This is a genomic window from Streptomyces sp. NPDC059696 (assembly GCF_042733745.1).
GTDB lineage: Bacteria > Actinomycetota > Actinomycetes > Streptomycetales > Streptomycetaceae > Streptomyces.
Genome location: NZ_JBHWFG010000021.1, coordinates 133,012 through 150,852, shown reverse-complemented (window position 1 = coordinate 150,852; position 17,841 = coordinate 133,012). Strand labels below are relative to the sequence as shown.

The following is a 17,841-nucleotide window of genomic DNA, read 5'->3' as shown; positions in this document are numbered from 1 at the left end:
GTGCCCCGGCGCGAGCGCCGCCCCGGCGACCCCCACACTAACGAGGTCGTGTCGGGGACGCCGGGGCGCACATGCGCGCGTCAGCGGCCGTCCGGCGCGTCAGACGCGCTGCGGGACGACGGCGACCGGGCAGGCCGCGTGGTGCAGCAGGGTGTGGCTCACCCGGCCGAGCTGGAGGCCGAAGTGGCCGGACCGGCGCCGTGCGCCGACGACCACCAGGTCGGCGGCTTCAGAGCGGTTGACCAGCACCCTGCGGGCCGGCCCCTCGACCGTCACCCGGTTCACCCGGACGGCCTGATGATCGGCCGCCGCCTCGGCGACCAGTGCGTCGACCAGGTGGGAGGCCTGCGCCTCGTGGTCCGCGCTCTCCTCGTCCGGAGCCGTCCGGTCGGCGTTCTCGTGCGCGGGTCGGCGCCAGGCCCGGACGACGTCGAGCACGCATCCACGCGCCTCGGCCTCCCGGAAGGCGAACCGTACGGCCTCGTGGCTCGTGTCGGGGTCTCCGGCGGCGAGCAGGACCCGGCCGTGGGTCCCGCCGAGACCTGCCTTGTCGCCCCGGACCACGACGACCGGGCAGTAGGCGCGCGCCGCGACGGCGAGGCCGACCGAGCCGAGCAGGGCGCCCGTGAGCTCTCCGCGGCCTCGCGATCCGGTCACCAGGGCGGAGGCGTTGTCGCCCTCGCTCAGCAGGGCCGACACCGCTTCGGCGGCCACCGCCTCGGCCGACACCTTCAGATCGGGGTTGAGCCGTCGGACGCGTTCCTCGGCGGACGCCACGATGTGCTGCGCCATCACCCGCTCCGACGGGCGCTGCACCGTCAGCGACGGCAGCGCACCCTCGTATCGCTCCCACAGGGAGCCGTGGACCAGACGCAACGGCAGGCCGTGGCGTGCGGCCTCGTCCACCGCCCAGTCGACGGCCAGGATGCTGCCGTCGGACCCGTCGACGCCAACGACCAGGGGCAGTTCCATGATTCCACCGCCAATCCTTCGGGCTGCCACTCGTGCGGCAGGGCTTCTCCTCTCACGGTCGCACTTCGGCCCCGTCCTCGGCAGGGGCGACCGGTCCCCGGCCGGCGCCGTTCGGCCCACCCGCCCGGCCGAACCCGTCATCGAGGCCGGTCGGCCCTGGCGGCCACGCCGTCCGGGTGGTGTGCTGGAAGTGGCGGGAAGGACGGAGCAGACGCGGGGAAGCGGCCTCGGAGCCGTGCACCGCGCGATCAGGATCCGCGAGAAGCGGATGTCCTTCCCGTCCGCCGTGCCCGCCCACCCTGCCCGCCCTTCGTGCGCAGGGCACAGGACTCGCGCCGGGCACAGCCCCCGATAAGGCCGAAGGGCCCCACGAGGGTGCCCGGGCGGCCCGTGGTGCGGCACTCCCCGGTGGAACACGCTGGCATCAGGGGACCGGCCCAGGACGCGGAGAGGCGATCATGTCGAACAACCCGGCAACCGGCGTCCTGGACAAGGACGGACTGGACGCCCTCGTCCAGGTCCTCGCCGCGCGGGGACGCACGGTCATCGGTCCGACGGTCCGGGACGGTGCGATCGTCCTCGCCGCGATCGGCTCCGCCGATGATCTTCCGTTCGGCTGGGGCTCGGAGGTCGAGGCCGGACGCTACCGCCTCGTGCCACGCGCCGACGGTGCCGTGTTCGCCCACAGCGCGGGCCCGCAGTCCTGGAAGACGTTCCTGCATCCGCAACGGGAGAAGCTGTGGAGTGCGGAGCGCTCGCCGGACGGCGCCCTGACGGTCACCGAGAACCCCCCGGAGCAGCCGTCGTACGCCTTCCTGGGCGTGCGTCCCTGCGACCTGCGGGCCATCGCGATCCAGGACCGTGTCCTGACCGGCGGCCGCTACCCGGACCGGGGCTATCGGACCCGGCGCACGGGTGCCTTCCTGATCGCCGCCGAGTGCACCGAGCCCGGAGCCACCTGCTTCTGCGTCTCCATGGGCGGCGGTCCGGCCGCCGATTCCGGGTTCGATCTCGCGCTGACCGAGGTGCTGGACGAGGCGGGTCACCGCTTCCTCGTCCGTGCGGGCAGCGAGGCGGGGCGCGACATCCTCGCCGACGTGCCGCACGGACCGGCCGACGCGGAGACGGAGTACGCCGCCCGTGCGGCCGTGGACGCCGCCCGGGACCGGATGGGGCGCGCGATGCCCCCCGTGGACCTGCGGACGCTGATGGGCGAGAGCCTGGAGGCCGACCGCTGGGACGACGTGGCCGCCCGCTGCCTGACGTGCGGCAACTGCACCATGGTCTGCCCCACGTGCTTCTGCACCACCACCGAGGAGGTCACCGACCTCACCGGCGACCACGCCGAACGGTGGCTGCGGTGGGACTCCTGCTTCGATGGGGACTTCTCCCTCCTCCACGGCGGACCCGTGCGGGCCTCGGCACGCAGCCGCTACCGGCAGTGGCTCACGCACAAACTCTCGACCTGGTACGAGCAGTTCGGCAGCTCCGGATGCGTGGGCTGCGGGCGCTGCGTGACCTGGTGCCCGGTCGGCATCGACATCACCGAGGAAGCCGCGGCGCTGTACGAGGAACGCGCCGGCCGTCCGCGACACGAGCAGCCGAAGGAGACGCGACGATGACCTCCACCACCACTCTCTCCGTGGCCCTCCCCGCCGAGCACCGCGACCGGCTGATGAGGCACGCCCGCGAGGTCTCCTTCGAGGCCGGCACACGCCTCTTCGAGGAGGGCCGCCGCGCCGACCGGTTCTGGATCATCCGGACCGGAACCGTCCTGCTCGACCTGCACGTGCCCGGCCGTCGCCCCGCCGTCATCGAGTCCCTGAACCACGGCGAGCTGCTCGGCTGGTCCTGGCACTACGCCCCGTACGTGTGGCAGCTGGGCGCCGAGGCACTCAGCCCCGTGCGGGCCTGGGAGTTCGACGCCGAGACCGTACGGGCCCTGTGCGAGCGGGACCCGGAGTTCGGGCGGTCGATCGCCACCTGGGTCGGCCGGGTCGTAGCACACCGGCTGCAGGCGTCGCGGATCCGGCTGCTCGACCTGTACGCCCCGTACGGGAGCGGGAGCCGGGCATGAACGACGTCCCCGTCCCCCACCTGGTGACCGGCGTGCGGCGCGAGACGGCCGACACGGTCAGTCTCACGCTGACACCCGCCGGGCAGGAGACGCTCCAGCCCTTCGCGCCGGGCCGGTTCGCCATGGTGTACGCCTTCGGGGTCGGGGAGATCCCCCTGTCGGTGTCCCGCATCGGCCGCCCGGAACTCGTGCACACGGTCCGGTCCGTGGGCGCCGTCTCGGCGGCCTTGTGCGCGCAGCGGCCGGGCTCGCAGGTGGGTCTGCGGGGCCCCTTCGGCACCGGCTGGGAGCTCGACCGGGCGGCCGGTCAGGACATCGTGGTGGTGACGGGCGGCATCGGCCTGGCCCCGCTGCGGCCCCTCGTCCTCGCCGCGCTGGCGGCTCCCCGGGCCTACGGGCGGCTCAACCTGCTCGTCGGATCGCGCACCTGCGAAGACCTTCTGTACGCCGATCAGGTGCGCGCCTGGGCGGCATCGCACGGGCCGCTGCTCTGCCGGGCCACCGTCGACCGCCCGTCCCCCGGCTGGTGGGGCCAGGTGGGTCTCGTCACCACGCTGCTGAACAGCGCGCGTTTCGAACCGGAGAACACCACGGCGTACGTGTGCGGGCCCGAGGTCATGATCCGTGCCGCGGCCCGCGACCTGCTGCACCGGGGCGTGCGCGCGGACCGCATCCGGGTCTCGCTGGAGCGCACCATGCGCTGCGCGACCGGGCACTGCGGCCACTGCCAGCTCGGCGGTGTGCTGCTGTGCCGCGACGGTCCCGTGATCGGCTGGGACCGGGTCGCGCCCCTGCTCACGGTGAGGGAGTTGTGACATGTCCGTTCCGACGCTCGCGGTGTTCAAGCTCGCGTCCTGCGACGGCTGCCAGCTGACGCTCCTGGACTGCGAGGACGAGCTCCTCGCGCTCGCCGGGAAGGTGCGTATCGCGCACTTCCTGGAGGCGTCCAGCGCGGTGGAGCCCGGCCCGTACGACCTCGCTCTGGTGGAGGGCTCGGTCACCACTCCCGCCGACGCGGAACGGGTCCGGGAGATCCGCGCGCAGTCCCGCCACCTCGTGACCATCGGGGCCTGTGCCACCGCCGGCGGCATCCAGGCGCTGCGGAACTTCGCCGACGTCGAGGAGTTCACCCGCGCCGTGTACGCCCGGCCCGACTACATCGACGTCCTGGCCACCTCGACACCGGTCTCGGATCACGTGACCGTCGACTTCGAGCTGCGCGGCTGCCCCGTCGACCGCGCGCAGCTCCTCGAGGTGATCACCGCCTACCTGGCCGGACGCAAGCCGGACATTCCCGACCACAGTGTGTGCTTCGCCTGCAAGCGTCGCGGCACCGTCTGCGTCACTGTGGCCCACGGCACCCCCTGCCTCGGCCCCGTCACCCATGCCGGCTGCGGGGCGATCTGCCCGGCGTACGGCCGTGGCTGCTACGGCTGCTTCGGCCCGTCGGGGTCGCCGAACCTGCGTGCCCTGATCCCGCTGCTGCACCGCGACGGCATGGACGACCGAGCCGTCGAACGCCTCCTGCGCACCTTCAACGCCCCCGCCTTCGACAAGGAGGCACGGTCATGACCCACCGTGGCTCCCGTGTCCTGCGCGTCGGCTCGCTCGCGCGCGTCGAGGGGGAGGGATCCCTGCACCTGCGCGTGGCCGGACGCAGGGTGGAGGAGGCGCACCTGCGGATCTACGAACCGCCGCGGTTCTTCGAGGCGTTCCTGCGCGGCCGCGTCCACACCGAGCCGCCCGACATCACCGCCCGGGTGTGCGGGATCTGCCCCGTGGCCTACCAGATGAGCGCATGCCGGGCGATCGAGGACGCCTGCGGCGTCACGGTCGACCAGCAGGTGCGCGACCTGCGCCGGCTGCTGTACTGCGGCGAGTGGATCGAGAGCCATGCCCTCCACATCTACCTCCTGCACGCCCCGGACTTCCTCGGCTGCGACAGCGCCGTCGACCTCGCCCGCACCCAGCGGGCGGCCGTCGAGCGGGGGTTGCGGCTGAAGCAGGCGGGCAACGCCGTCCTGGAGCTGCTCGGAGGCCGTGCGATCCATCCGGTGAACGTCCGGCTGGGCGGCTTCCACCGGGTGCCCGCGCGGGGCGAACTCCGGCCTCTGGCGGAACGGTTGCGGCGGGCCGCCGAGGACGCCTGGGAGACGGTCCGCATGGTCGCGCGCTTCGACTTCCCGGACGCCTTCCTCGACGCCGACTTCCTGGCCTTGTCCTCTCCCCTGACGTACGCCGTCGAGGAGGGCACCCCCAGCGTGCTGAGCGCGGGCGGTTCCCGCCGGCAGTTCCCGGTCGGCGCCTTCCTCGACCATGTGCGCGAGGAACACGTGCCGCACTCGACGGCCCTGCACTCCCGCCTGGACGGGCGGCGCCACCTCACGGGCCCCCTGGCCCGCTTCGCGGTCAGCGGCGGCTCGCTGTCGCCCACCGCCCGCGAAGCCGTCCGGGAGGCCGGGCTGGAGGCCGTCTGCCGCAACCCCTACCGCTCGGTGCTCGTGCGGGCCGTGGAAGTGGTGTACGCGGTCGACGAGGCCCTGCGCATCATCGCCGCGTACGACCCCCCGGCCCGCCCCCACGTCGACGTACCGCCCCGTCAGGGCACGGGGCACGGCGTCACGGAGGCGCCGCGTGGCCTGCTCTACCACCGCTACCGGCTGGACCACGAGGGCACCGTCACCGACGCGTGCCTGGTGCCACCCACCGCGCAGAACCAGGGCGCCATCGAGGACGACCTGGTCCGGATCGTCGAACAAACGCTCGCCGAGGGTGATCCCACCGACGAGGAACTGACGCGTCTGTGCGAGCGGGCCATCCGCAACCACGACCCGTGCATCTCGTGCTCGGCGCACTTCCTCGACCTGACCATCGACCGCGCCTGAGCTCCGAGGAGGACACCATGCGCATCAGTCCGCACATCGTCAGCGACGTCATGACCCACACCGTCGTGGCGGTGGGCCGTGACGCCCCGTTCAAGGATGTCGTCACGCTCATGCAGGAGTGGAAGGTCAGCGCCCTGCCCGTGCTGGAGGGCGAGGGCCGGGTGATCGGCGTCGTGTCCGAGGCCGATCTGCTGGTCAAGGAGGAGTTCCGCGACAGTGACCCCGACCGGTTCACCCAGATGCGCCGGCTGTCCGATCTGGCGAAGGCGGGTGGCATGACCGCCGCTGATCTGATGAGCACCCCGGCCGTCACGGTCCATCCGGACGCCACCCTCGCGCAGGCGGCCCGCGTCATGGCCCAGCGCAAGGTGAAGCGGCTGCCCGTCGTCAACGACGAGGGGCTCCTGGAGGGTGTGGTCAGCCGGGCCGACCTGCTCAAGGTCTTCCTGCGGACCGACGACGAGATCGCCGAGGAGATCCGCCGCGAGATTCTCGGCCCCCTGTTCCCGGTCACACCGGAGCCGGTCCTGGTGGACGTCGCCGACGGCGTCGTCACGCTCACCGGGCGGGTCGGGGACACGTCGTTGGTACCGATCATCGCCCGCCTGGTGCGTTCCGTCGAGGGCGTCGTCGACGTGGACATGGCCCTGTCCGGCGGGCTGCGGGTGAGGGACCCCGGATGAAGTACCTCGACGAATACCGTGATCCGGCGCTCGCCCGGCGGCTGCTCGACGAGTTGCGCCGCACCGCGACGGCGCCCTGGCGGATCATGGAGGTCTGCGGCGGCCAGACCCACACCCTGGTCCGCCAGGGCATCGACGAACTGCTGCCCGCGGGCATCCGCATGATCCACGGTCCCGGCTGCCCGGTGTGCGTCACCCCTCTGGAGACCCTCGACCGGGCGATGGCGATCGCCGCCCGGCCCGGCGTGACCCTCACCAGCTTCGGCGACATGCTGCGGGTGCCGGGCACGGACACCGACCTGCTGTCCCTGCGGGCGCGCGGTGCGGACGTACGGGTCGTGTACACCCCGATGGACGCGGTCCGCATCGCCCGGGACCGACCGGACCGTCAGGTCGTCTTCCTCGCGGTCGGGTTCGAGACGACCGCCCCCGCGAACGCCATGGCGGTGCTGCACGCCGCACGGCTGGGGCTGCGCAACTTCTCGATGCTGGTCAGTCACGTTCTGGTGCCGCCCGCCATGACCGCCCTGCTGGAGGACCCCGACTGCGAGGTGCAGGCCTTCCTCGCGGCGGGCCACGTGTGCGCGGTGATGGGCTGGCGTCAGTACGAGCCGATCGCCGCCCGCCACCGCGTGCCGATCGTCGTGACCGGCTTCGAACCGCTCGACCTGCTGGAGGGCGTCCTCATGGCGGTGCGCCAGCTGGAGCAGGGCCGCTGGGAGGTCGAGAACCAGTACGTGCGTGCCGTGCGCCGCTCGGGCAACACCGAGGCGCAGGACGCCGTCCGCACCGTGTTCCGGGTCACCGACCGCGCCTGGCGCGGTATCGGCGAGCTGCCCGGCAGCGGCCTGGAACTCGCCCGGGACTACGCGCGCTTCGATGCCGCGCGGAGGTTCGATGTCGGCGGCCTGCGCACCGTCGAGGACCCGGAGTGCATCGCCGGCGCCGTACTCACCGGCGCCCGGCTGCCCACGGACTGTCCCGCCTACGGCACCCGCTGCACGCCGCGCCACCCGCTCGGCGCCCCGATGGTCTCCGCCGAGGGCACCTGCGCCGCCTTCCACGCCGCCGGCCGTACGAAGGAAGTGCTTCCGTCATGACCCTCGCCTGCCCCGCTCCCCATCACGAGGACGACGTGGTTCTGCTCGGTCACGGCGCGGGAGGGCGGCTGACCGCCGAACTCCTCGACGCGCTGGTGCTGCCCGCCCTCGACGGTGGGCACGGCCCGCTGGAGGACGCGGCCCTGCTGCCCGGCCACCCGGACCTGGTGATCAGCACCGACAGCTTCGTCGTCAGCCCGCTGTTCTTCCCCGGCGGCGACATCGGCTCCCTAGCCGTGCACGGCACGGTCAACGATCTGGCGATGCGGGGGGCGCGGCCAACGGCGCTGTCGGTGGCCCTGATCATCGAGGAGGGCCTGCCGCTGGAGGAACTGCGGAGGGTCATGGCCTCGTTGGGCAAGGCCGCTCGTGAAGTCGGCGTGCCCGTCGTCACCGGTGACACCAAGGTGGTGGGCCGTGGCGCTGTGGACAAGGTCTTCGTCAACACCACGGGCATCGGACAGCGGCATCTGGGCCTGCGTCCTTCCGCCGCGCTGGCCCGCCCCGGGGACGCCGTGCTGCTGTCCGGCCCGGTCGGGCTCCACGGCACCACCGTGCTGTCCACCCGCGAAGGGCTCGGTTTCGAGAGCGACATCGCCTCCGACAGCCGCCCCCTGCACCACCTGGTCGACGCCCTGGCACCCCTCGGGGAGCACGTGCACAGCCTGCGTGACCCGACCCGGGGCGGGCTGGCGGCGGCCCTGAACGAGATCGCCCGTGACTCCCGCGTCCCGGTGGAGATCGACGAGAGTGCCGTTCCGGTTCCCCGCGCCGTCGCCGCGGCCTGCGATCTGCTCGGTCTCGATCCCCTCGTCGTCGCCAACGAGGGTTGCCTGGTGGCCTTCGTCGCCCCGGCGGCCGCCGACGAGGCGCTCGCCGCGCTGCGGTCGCTGCCCGAGGGCCGGGCCGCGGCGCGGATCGGTGAGGTGGCATCCCAGGGTTCGGCAGGCCGGGTCACCCTGCGCACCCTGGTCGGTGCCCGGCGCGTGGTGGAGATGCCGCTGGGCGAGCAACTGCCGCGCATCTGCTGAGGGGGGGCCTCGCCCGGTGCGGGCTCAGCCGTGTGCGCGGTCGGTGCCCACCGACCGCGCACACGGTGTGGTGCGGACGTCTGCCGCTCTTCAGACGTGCTGCACCGGGATGGCCCTGGTTCCCGTCCTCGCCTGCGGAACCGGGACCTTGATGGTCAGCACACCGTCCTTGTACTCGGCGATCGCCTCGTCGCCCCGCGCTCCGGCGGGAAGCCGCAGGACTCGTGCGAAGGTGCCGTAGCGGAACTCGGTGCGGTGCTTCTCCGTGGTCTGCTCGGTGCGCTCGGCGCGCAGCGTCAGCAGCCCGTCGTCGACGGTGATCTCGACGTCCTTGTCGGGGTCGACGCCCGGGAGTTCGGCCCGTACGACGTACGTGCCGTCACCGAGGTGTTCCTCGACGCGGATGCCGTGCAGCCCGGGGGCGACGTGCGCCCCGGGGAGCCCCGTCTCCACCCAGCCGAACAGGTCGGGCCAGCCCGGCAGTCGCTCCAGCATGCTGTTCATGTCACCCTCCTTCCTACAACTCCAGGCTCCCGCTCACGGGTTCGCACGGGGAGGGCCGAAGGGCCCGCGGAACAGGGACTGACCGGTCCCCGTTCTCCGCGATGCTCACGAACGCGGCTGAGGGGCGGACCGTCGGGCTTCCTCCTCCTGCACGAGGTCCGGTTCGAGGGCCGGGCGGTGCGGGGGCCCGGTGAGCTCGCTGCGGACGTCCACCACACCTTCGACGGACCGCACCAGGCGCACGGCCAGCGGTACGACAGACGTGTCCCGGACGCGCCCGGTGAGCGTGACGACGCCTTCGTGGACGTCGACGCCGATCGACTCGATCCCGTCCGGAAGCCGTCCGGCGAGGACCTCGCGCCGGACCTCCTCCGCGATGGCCGCGTCCGGCCGGAGGAACACCCGGAGCAGATCCGAGCGGCTGACGATGCCGCGCAGCACGCCGTCGTCGTCGACGACGGGCAGCCGCTTGACCCTGCGCCGGGCCATCACGCCGGCGGCCTTGGCCAGGGTGGCGCCGGGGTGGACGGTGACGGCCGGGGAGGTCATCAGGTCGGCGGCGGTGACGGCCCGCGCCTTGTCCAGGCCCGCCGGGGGCCGGGCCCGTGGCCCCCGGTCGGGGGCGCTGTCACGGAACTCCTCCTTGCGCAGCAGGTCGGCCTCCGAGACGACGCCGACCACGCGATTCCCGGTGTCGACGACGGGCAGGGCACTGACACGCCGCCCCTCCATGGCCCGCACGATCTCCTTGAAGGCCGCGCCGGCGGCCAGAGCGACGACGGTGCGCGTCATCACATCGCTCACGGTGTACACCGAGCCGTGCATGACGTCCTCCCAGCTGTGTGGCAACGCTCCGCAGCACTTCCAGCCTCGCCCCTGTTCCCCGAGCCGTCATGGGCCGGTCGGCCCTACCTCCGGTCCGCCCGCGGGCGGGACGCTGGGAGATGACCGGGGGTGAATCCCGCGGGGGTCACAGCTGAGTGAGGCGACCATGGAATCCTCGGAGCCAGGACCACGGCTGATCGTGGGCGTGGACGGATCTCCCTCCTCCCATGCCGCGCTGCGGTGGGCCGAGCACTACGCCCGCATGGTCGGCGGTGTGGTGGAGGCGATCCACGTCTGGGACACGCCGTCCGCCCAGGGCTACAGCGGACCGGCGAGCGATCCCGACTTCGATCTCCAGCAGGCGAGGGAGCGCTTCGCCGAGGAGTTGCGGACCGTCTTCCCGGACGAGCGTCCGGCGCGTCTGCGGGAACACCTGGTGGAAGGCGATCCCTCGGAGGCGCTGATCCAGGCCTCGGAGGGCGCCGAACTCCTCGTCGTCGGCCGCCGGGGACGAGGCGCGTTCGCCCGGGCGATGCTCGGGTCCGTGAGCCAGCGCTGCGCCCAGCACGCGGCCTGTCCCGTCGTGGTCGTCGGCCAGCAGGCGGATCCCGCGCACTGACCGTGCGGCGAGGCACGGGCCGGTGTCACTGGAACGCCGCGTGGATCTCCTGCTCGCCGGCGCTGTGCGAGACGAGCAGCAACTCGTCACCGGGCCGCAGCACCATCGTGGCACTCGGTGCGGTGGGCTCGCCCTCCCGTACCACGGTCGCCACCAGGGTTCCCTCGGGGAGCGCGATGTCACCGAGCGGACGCCCCGCGGCTTTCGACTCCGCCGTGATGGCGGTCTCGATGATGCCGACGCCCGCGCTGCTCAGCCGCAGCAGCGCCACCGTGTCCGCCGCCCCCGTGGCCTCCTCGATGAGGGACACGATCGGGGTGGCCGCCGGGACGGCGCTGTCGACACCCCAGCGCCGGTCGAAGAGCCAGGTGTTCTCGTCGTCGTTGACCCGCGCGACGACCCGCGGCGCGGTGAAGCGCCGCTTCGCCAGCAGGCTGATGACGAGGTTGTCCTCGTCCCGCCCGGTGGCGGCGACCACCAGATCGGCGTGGGCGGCGCCGGCCCGGTCCAGGACGGTCGCCTCGCTGCCGTCACCGGCGACCAGCCGGGCGTCGAACCGTCCGCGCAGCGCGTCGAGACGGGTCTCGTCGGCGTCGACCAGGGTCACGGCGTTGCCGGAGGCCGCGAGCACCTGGGCGACCTGGGTGCCGAGTCGGCCCGCACCGGCGATCAGTACGTTCATGTCCCCAGCTCCTTGTCCAGGAAGCCGCGCAGCCTGCGCAGGGAGGTCGCGGCCACGGCGAAGGTGACGACGTCGTCGGGTGCGGCGGTGGTGGCGTGCAGCGGCAGCCGGGAGCGGCCGCCGCGTGTCACCTCGATCACCCGGATCTCCCCCTCGATCTCGAGTTCCGCCAGCCGCCGGCCGGTGAGGTACGGCGGCAGAGCGGAACGCACCAGCAGCGTCTCGCCGTTGCCGAAGCTCGCGTCGGGCTCCAGGTCGCGGTGCAGCAGCAACTGGTGGATACGGTGCACCGACCAGGTCACATCGCACACGGCCGGGATGCCCAGCCCCTCGTAGAGGCCCACCCGCCGCGGATCGTGGACACCGGCGAGGACGATGGGGACGCGGAAGGTCTCCTTGGCCGTCCGGGCGATGACCAGGTTGGTGTTGTCGCGGGAGGTGACGGCGACGAGTGCGTCACTGTGCCGGGCGCCAGCCTGTTCGAGGACGCGCGGGCTGAAGCCGTTGCCGACGTGGAAGGAGCCGGGGAAGCCCGCCGGCAGCCGGCGCCGGACCGCCTCGTCATGATCGACGACGTGCACGTCGTGGTCCTCGCGTGCCAACCGGACGGCCAGAAAGGAGCCGGTCCGCCCGCATCCGGCGATGACGACCCTCATCGCACCTCTCCTTCCCGTCGGGGCGCGTGGCGCGCGCGCAGCCGCATCTTGCGGATCTCGTCGGCGGCCAGTGGCAGGACGCCCACAGCCGTGAGCAGAGCCCAGTTGCCCGCCGTGAGGGGAGCGGTGTGGAAGACGCTCTGCAGGAGCGGCACGTAGCTGATCGCGGCCATGAGCGCGATGCCGAACAGCCCGGCCGCGATGAGTCGTGGGTTGCCGAGCAGCCCGGCTGTGAAGACGCTCTCGCGCTCGGTGCGCACGGCCAGGGCGTTGAAGAACTGGCTGACCACGATGCCCGCCTGTACCAGGGTGATGGCCTCCCGGTACACGGGTTCGTCGGCGGTGAAGTCGGCGAACGGGATGCCCGAGGTGCCGACGTACCAGAAGAACACCGCGCACACGCCCAGGGCCTGGATGCCCCCGAGGAAGAGGATCCGGCGCACCACGGCCATCGAGAAGAGCCGTTCGCGGCGTGGTCGTGGCGGGCGGTCCATGACGTCCGCCTCCGGGGGTTCGGCGCCGAGCGCCAGGGCGGGCAGTACGTCCGAGCCCAGGTCGATGGCCAGTACCTGGACCGCGGTGATCGGGACGAGGGGGAAGCCGGTGAAGGTGGCGGCGAGGATCGGCACGAGTTCCCCGATGTTGTGGCTGAAGAGGTAGACGAGGAACTTGCGGATGTTCTGGTAGACGGCGCGTCCCAGGCGCACGGCCACGGCGATGGACCCGAACGAGTCGTCCAGCAGCACCATTTCGGCGGCCTCGCGGGCGACATCGGTGCCGGAGGCGCCCATGGCCACCCCGATGTCGGCGTGCTTGAGGGCAGGGGCGTCGTTCGCCCCGTCCCCGGTGACGGCGACGACCTCCCCCCGGCGCTGGAACGCGGTCACCACCCGCATCTTGTGCTCGGGGCTGACCCGGCACAGCAGCAGTTCCCCGGCGTCCGCGACCGTGCGGTCCAGCGCCGGGTCGTCCAGTTGGTCCAGCTCCGCCCCGGTCACCACGGTGGGACGCTCCGTGCGGACGATGCCGACGCGGCGGGCCACGGCTTCCGCTGTCAGCGGATGGTCTCCGGTGACCATGACGATGCGGATGCCCGCACGGTGGCAGGCCTCGACGGCGGCGCGCACCTCCTCGCGGGGCGGGTCCATCAGGCCGGCGAGCCCGAGCAGGGTCAGGTCCCGCTCGCACCGGTCGCGGTCGCCGGGCGGGCCGGGCGCCTCCCGTTCGGCGACGGCCAGGACACGCAGGCCCTGCGCCGCCATCCGGTCGGCCTCGGCGATGATACGGGCCCGGTTCGTGTCCGTGAGTGCCACGGGTGCGGCGCCGGCGTCGAGGTGGGTGCAGCGGTCCAGGACCTCCAGCGGTGCGCCCTTGACCCGTACCCGACGGCTTCCGCCCTCCTCGTGCACCGTGCTCATCAGCCTGCGGACGGAGTCGAAGGGGTGCTCGGCGGTCCGCGGCGCGGCGGATTCCTCGGCTTCCCTGTCGAGACCGGCCTTGGCGGCGGCCACCAGCAGCGCTCCTTCGGTCGTGTCGCCCAGGACGCGCCAGCGCGTGCCCTCGGCGGGCGGCAGGAGGCGCGCGTCACTGCACAGCGCGGCCGCCCGCAGCAGCTCCCGTACCGCCGCCGGGTCGCTCACCTCTCCGGAGGGCTCGTAGCCCACCCCGGTGACGGTGTGGTCCCGGCCCCGGGCCCAGATCCGCACCACGGTCATCTCGGCCTGGGTGAGCGTGCCGGTCTTGTCGGTGCACACCACCGTGGTCGACCCGAGGGCCTCGACGGCCACGAGTTTCTTGACCAGTGCCTGGTGGCGGGCCATGCGGCGGACGCCGAGGGCGAGCGAGACCGACAGCGTCGCGGGCAGTCCCTCCGGGACGAGCGCCACCATCACGCCGAGGGCGAAGACGAATGAGGAGACCGTGCCCTGCCCGGTGGGAAGCCGGACCGCGAACAGCAGCAGCCCCACCGTCAGCGCCGTCAGCGCGACCCGGCGGGCCATCCAGGCGACCTCGCGCTGCAAGGGGGTCTTCTGCCGGGGGGCTGCCGCGGTCAGCCGGAAGATGCGGCCGAACTCGGTGTGCTGCCCGGTGGCGAAGACGGCGGCCCGGGCCGTACCGGTGATCACGTCCGTGCCCATGTGCACGCAGTTGCGGGCTCGCAGTGTGTCGGCCGCCGTGTCGGCTTCGGCCGTGCGGGGCACCGGTTCGCTCTCTCCGGTGATGGCCGCGTTGTCGACCGTCAGGTCATGGGCCTCCACGAGCCGGCAGTCGGCGGGCACCGTATCCCCCGCCTCCAGCATCACCACGTCACCGGGCACCAGTTCCTGCACGGGCACCTCGCCCGGTCGTCCCTCGCGCAGCACCCGGCAACGGTGCGGAACCATCGCCTGCAGCGTCTGCGCGGTGCGTTCCGCGGAGTACTCCTGGGCGAAGCCGATCGCCGCGTTCAGCAGCACCACACAGGCGATGGCCACGGCGAGCTGCGCGGTGCCCGGCTCCCGGGGCTCCTCCAGCGCGTATGCGAGGAAGGTGACGCCCGACGCCACCATGAGCACGATCGCGAACAGATCGGTGAACTGGGCGGCCAGCTGACGCCAGGCGGGGCGGCGGCGCGCGCGGGGAAGTTCGTTGGGACCGTGCGCCGCGCGACGCTCGTGCACCGCGTCCGCTGTCAGACCGGAGGCGGAGCTGTCCAGGGCGGGCAGCACATCGGCGGCGGGAAGGCCCTGCACACCTCTTGCGCTCTCCGGCAGCGGGCGGTGTCCCTCCGGCGGCGTTCGCGAGCCGGCCGGCTGCGGTTCCGTGAGCGCGGCGCCCCGCTGCGGGGGGAGCATCCTCATGGAGGGCTGGACGGAGCTGCCGGAAGGAGGATCATTCGATGCTCACACCGGGCTGTTCGGCGGCCTGGTCCTCGGTCGCGCACCGGACGTCCAGTTCGATCTCCGGAGCCTGCGCCAGCGTGTTGGTCACGGTGCAGTGGGAGACGACCGCGCGCAGCGCTGCCAGCCGCTGCGCGTTCAGAGCGGGGACCTGTACGGCCAGTGAGAGGGCTGCCACACGTGCCGGCCGCTCCTCTGCCATGCGGTACTCGGCGCGGACGGTCAGGCCGTCCCGGGCGACGCCGTGGCGGTCGAGGAAGCGGCCCGCGTAGTGGGCGGCGCAGGAGGCGACCGCCGCCACGAAGAGCTCCACCGGCGAGGGTGCGGTGTCCTTTCCGCCGTCGGGCAGCGGCTGGTCCACGGTCAGCACGTGACCGCGAACCCGGATCTCGAAGGCGTCACCGGCGACCGGCACCACGTCGACCCTGCCGGGCGCGCCGACCGGCTGTGGATCCACCGCGGCGGCCTGGAACAGCAGCAGCCCGGCCAGCCGCCGGGCCTCCTCCGCCGTGAGCGACGCCCACAACTCCCCTTCGTCATGGGGTGTGAAAGCGGTGTCGAGGACAACGCGTCCCATCGAGGCCGGCACTCCCCGCGGGGCAAAGCGGGTGACATTGATATCGCGCCCACAGCGCGTTCTCATCTTCATCTCGGCTCCCTGTCGGCTGTTGAATCCGCCGCAACGCCGGACCTTTACCCGTGCACCTCCCGTCCGCCGGAGCGCCGCGGGGCCGAACGGCTCCGGCGCCGGGTGCCGAACGGCCTCAGGCCGCCCGTGCGCTCATGTGTCGTCCGCGGGGGCGATGCGCCGCCCGGTCAGGCGGTCGATCCCGATCGACACCCAGAGCGGGCGTCCGCCTCCGGCCCAGGGAACCGTATGCGCCCGCTCGTCGAGCCGGCGTACCGCGGCGGCGTCGCTGACGGCCCGGGCGCGACCCGTCACCAGGACGCTCCAGCCCTGGCTCATGGCGTCGTCGACGTGGTCGACCTCGAACGCCACCTCGCTCCCGACCGCGTCGGCCGGCGCGGAACCGGGCGCGGTACGGAAGACGACGGCCCCGTCGACCACGTCGTAGTTGACGGGGAACACCGCGGGACCGTGCGCCGTGTTCAGCGAGATCCGCCCGACACCGTGTGTCGAGAGCAAAGCGCGGCATTCCCGCTCACCGAGTTCCCGCAACCGGGGGTGGAGCAGCGCGTGCCCCTGCCCGGGAGGCCGCTCCCGGTCCCCGCCCTGGAGTGCGAGCAGCGTGGTCCCGAGCGCGTCGGCCAGGCGCAGCAGGGTCCCGAGGCTCGGATCGGAGGCATGGGTCTCGAGGTAGTCGAGGTAGTGCGGGGACATCCGGGCGCGGCGGGCGGTCTCGTCCAGACCGAGGCCCTGTCGTCTCCGCAGCTCTGCCAGGCGCCGGCCCACGTCGCCGGGCCCGGCGGGCCCGGACTCGCCTCGGACGGCCTCGGTGGGCTCCGCGGGACCCTGCCCGCCACCGGACTGCTGGATGTGGGCGTCCGGGCCGGGGAAGACGAGTGTGACGTCGCCGGTGTCCGCCCATCGCACGTCGTACGGCGGTGTCCCGTCCGCGTGGTGGAGGCCGATGATCTCCCCGTCGCGCCGGACGACGCCGGTGGCCGGGCTCTCGACGACCAGACGGTCGCCAAGGTGGGCGTGCATGGCCGTGCCCTCTCCGTCGACAGCTGTCTTCCTCCAGCATCACGCGGGTGCCATGCCCCTGCACCAGGGACCGAAGGTCCCTCGGATCGGGGACCTGCAGCCCCGCGTTCCGTCCGAAGGCCCCCAGCCCCCGGGCAGGTCCGGGGAGCAGGCTGATGGTGAGAAGCCATGCGTGGGACCGACGTGCCACAGCACACCAGGGTCGGTCACGGATCTTGAAGGAGGTGCGTCATGCAGCACCGCACGATCGGAGAGCTCATGACTCGTGGCGTCGTACGGGTCGGACCGGACACACCGTTCAAGAAGGTCGTCGGACTGCTGGCCGACCACGACGTGACGGCCCTGCCTGTGGTCGACGACCTCGATCAGCCGATAGGAGTGGTGTCGGAAGCCGATCTGCTCCGCACGGTGGCGGCGCGCCCGGATCCCAATGGGCTGCCGTCGGCCGTGGGCCATGCAAACGGGACCCTCCCTCCGGACGACGGCGCCACGGCAGGGGAGCTGATGACGGCTCCCGCGGTCTGCGCCCGCCCGGGCTGGACGGTCGTCGAGGCGGCGCGCCTGATGGACGGCAGAGGCGTCAAACGACTTCCCGTCATCGACGAGGCCGGCACGCTGATCGGCATCGTCAGCAGGGGCGATCTCCTGCGGGTCTTCCTGCGCCGGGACGAGGCCCTGCGCGACGAGATCACCCATGACGTCCTGAACCGGACCCTCGGTCTCGCCCCCACCGACGTCGCGGTGGATGTGCACGAGGGCCGGGTGAGCCTGAAGGGCCGCGTGGAAACCGGTCGGCTCGTTCCCGTCATCGAGCGGCTGTGCCGCGGTGTCGACGGCGTGGTGTCCGTGGAGGCGGACCTCACCGGCCCGGTCGACGGAGCGCCGTGAACCGGCCCCTCCGGCTGAGCCCGCCGGCCGGCCCGGTGGGGGGAGGCGGTGGCGGAACAAGTGACGCGGGCCGGGTGGGAGCCGATGAGGCGCGCCTGCCCGGGGCGGTCATGGCCGGACTCGCCGACGGGCCGGGCGCGGATGTGGTGATCGAAGGGGCCGGGACGCCTGGACGCTGGAGAGCTACCCGCTCAGCGGCACCCGCTCCGTACCGGGGCTGCTCGACCTCATGGGCCTCGACCTCATGGGCCTCGACCTCATGGGCTCCGGGCGGCTGAACGTCCGCCGCTGATCACCGGTACGCGCTTCCCCCGGCTTCTGCCCGGCCTCTTCGACTCGTCCGCCCGCGGTCCTGCGACCGGGGGGTCCGA

18 protein-coding genes are annotated in these 17,841 nt (G+C 72.8%); 10 read left to right on the top strand and 8 right to left on the bottom strand.

The features are described 5' to 3' along the window. Positions 1-99: 99 nt before the first annotated feature. On the bottom strand, positions 100-972 hold the full coding sequence (locus ACFV20_RS23395) for a universal stress protein (RefSeq protein ID WP_385659354.1): 873 nt from the start codon (positions 970-972) through the stop codon (positions 100-102). Between the two features lie 458 nt (positions 973-1,430). On the opposite strand from ACFV20_RS23395, the gene ACFV20_RS23390 reads away from it, so the two are divergent. Genes ACFV20_RS23390 through hypE form a run of 8 tightly spaced genes read left to right on the top strand, consistent with a single transcriptional unit; the run spans position 1,431 to position 8,748 of the window. Continuing rightward, complete coding sequence (locus ACFV20_RS23390; RefSeq protein ID WP_385659352.1) at positions 1,431-2,594, top strand: 4Fe-4S dicluster domain-containing protein; 1,164 nt, start codon at positions 1,431-1,433, stop codon at positions 2,592-2,594. Continuing rightward, a complete protein-coding gene (locus tag ACFV20_RS23385) occupies positions 2,591-3,049 on the top strand; it encodes a Crp/Fnr family transcriptional regulator (protein ID WP_385659351.1) in 459 nt (152 codons plus the stop codon). Before ACFV20_RS23390 ends, ACFV20_RS23385 begins: the two co-directional genes overlap by 4 nt. Further along, entirely contained in the window at positions 3,046-3,864 is an 819-nt protein-coding gene (locus ACFV20_RS23380; protein WP_385659350.1) for an FAD/NAD(P)-binding protein, read from the top strand. The genes ACFV20_RS23385 and ACFV20_RS23380 overlap by 4 nt, the downstream gene beginning before the upstream one ends. Position 3,865: 1 nt before the next feature. After that, positions 3,866-4,621, top strand: coding sequence for an oxidoreductase (locus ACFV20_RS23375; protein WP_385659348.1), 756 nt, complete (start codon positions 3,866-3,868; stop codon positions 4,619-4,621). Continuing rightward, entirely contained in the window at positions 4,618-5,934 is a 1,317-nt protein-coding gene (locus tag ACFV20_RS23370) for a Ni/Fe hydrogenase subunit alpha (protein WP_385659347.1), read from the top strand. Before ACFV20_RS23375 ends, ACFV20_RS23370 begins: the two co-directional genes overlap by 4 nt. 17 nt (positions 5,935-5,951) lie before the next feature. Then, on the top strand, positions 5,952-6,617 hold the full coding sequence (locus ACFV20_RS23365) for a CBS domain-containing protein (protein WP_385659346.1): 666 nt from the start codon (positions 5,952-5,954) through the stop codon (positions 6,615-6,617). After that, on the top strand, positions 6,614-7,717 hold the full coding sequence (gene hypD, locus ACFV20_RS23360) for a hydrogenase formation protein HypD (RefSeq protein ID WP_385659345.1): 1,104 nt from the start codon (positions 6,614-6,616) through the stop codon (positions 7,715-7,717). The genes ACFV20_RS23365 and hypD overlap by 4 nt, the downstream gene beginning before the upstream one ends. Continuing rightward, on the top strand, positions 7,714-8,748 hold the full coding sequence (gene hypE, locus ACFV20_RS23355; protein ID WP_385659343.1) for a hydrogenase expression/formation protein HypE: 1,035 nt from the start codon (positions 7,714-7,716) through the stop codon (positions 8,746-8,748). The genes hypD and hypE overlap by 4 nt, the downstream gene beginning before the upstream one ends. 90 nt (positions 8,749-8,838) lie before the next feature. Here hypE and ACFV20_RS23350 read toward each other — a convergent pair whose 3' ends face one another. Continuing rightward, positions 8,839-9,252: an Hsp20/alpha crystallin family protein gene (locus ACFV20_RS23350; RefSeq protein ID WP_385659342.1), complete on the bottom strand. Its 414-nt coding sequence runs from the start codon at positions 9,250-9,252 to the stop codon at positions 8,839-8,841. Positions 9,253-9,357: 105 nt separating this feature from the next. After that, positions 9,358-10,077, bottom strand: a complete 720-nt coding sequence (locus ACFV20_RS23345) for a CBS domain-containing protein (RefSeq protein WP_385659340.1) — start codon at positions 10,075-10,077, stop codon at positions 9,358-9,360. A gap of 166 nt (positions 10,078-10,243) precedes the next feature. On the opposite strand from ACFV20_RS23345, the gene ACFV20_RS23340 reads away from it, so the two are divergent. Then, positions 10,244-10,696: a universal stress protein gene (locus ACFV20_RS23340; protein WP_385659338.1), complete on the top strand. Its 453-nt coding sequence runs from the start codon at positions 10,244-10,246 to the stop codon at positions 10,694-10,696. Positions 10,697-10,721: 25 nt separating this feature from the next. Here ACFV20_RS23340 and ACFV20_RS23335 read toward each other — a convergent pair whose 3' ends face one another. The 5 genes from ACFV20_RS23335 to ACFV20_RS23315 form a co-directional block, all read right to left on the bottom strand. Beyond that, positions 10,722-11,378, bottom strand: coding sequence for a potassium channel family protein (locus tag ACFV20_RS23335; RefSeq protein ID WP_385659336.1), 657 nt, complete (start codon positions 11,376-11,378; stop codon positions 10,722-10,724). Then, a complete protein-coding gene (locus ACFV20_RS23330) occupies positions 11,375-12,034 on the bottom strand; it encodes a potassium channel family protein (protein WP_385659335.1) in 660 nt (219 codons plus the stop codon). Before ACFV20_RS23330 ends, ACFV20_RS23335 begins: the two co-directional genes overlap by 4 nt. Further along, the gene (locus ACFV20_RS23325; RefSeq protein ID WP_385659334.1) at positions 12,031-14,766 is read right to left on the bottom strand and encodes a cation-translocating P-type ATPase; all 2,736 of its coding nucleotides are present in this window, start codon (positions 14,764-14,766) and stop codon (positions 12,031-12,033) included. Before ACFV20_RS23325 ends, ACFV20_RS23330 begins: the two co-directional genes overlap by 4 nt. 139 nt (positions 14,767-14,905) lie before the next feature. Next, complete coding sequence (locus tag ACFV20_RS23320; protein ID WP_385659332.1) at positions 14,906-15,490, bottom strand: OsmC family protein; 585 nt, start codon at positions 15,488-15,490, stop codon at positions 14,906-14,908. A gap of 204 nt (positions 15,491-15,694) precedes the next feature. Beyond that, complete coding sequence (locus ACFV20_RS23315) at positions 15,695-16,582, bottom strand: pyridoxamine 5'-phosphate oxidase family protein (protein ID WP_385659330.1); 888 nt, start codon at positions 16,580-16,582, stop codon at positions 15,695-15,697. 231 nt (positions 16,583-16,813) lie between these two features. Between ACFV20_RS23315 and ACFV20_RS23310 the strand changes: the two genes are divergently transcribed. Next, positions 16,814-17,470 carry a CBS domain-containing protein gene (locus ACFV20_RS23310; RefSeq protein ID WP_385659328.1) on the top strand — a complete coding sequence of 219 codons (657 nt, stop codon included), beginning with the start codon at positions 16,814-16,816 and terminating at the stop codon, positions 17,468-17,470. The last annotated feature ends 371 nt before the right edge of the window (positions 17,471-17,841 follow it).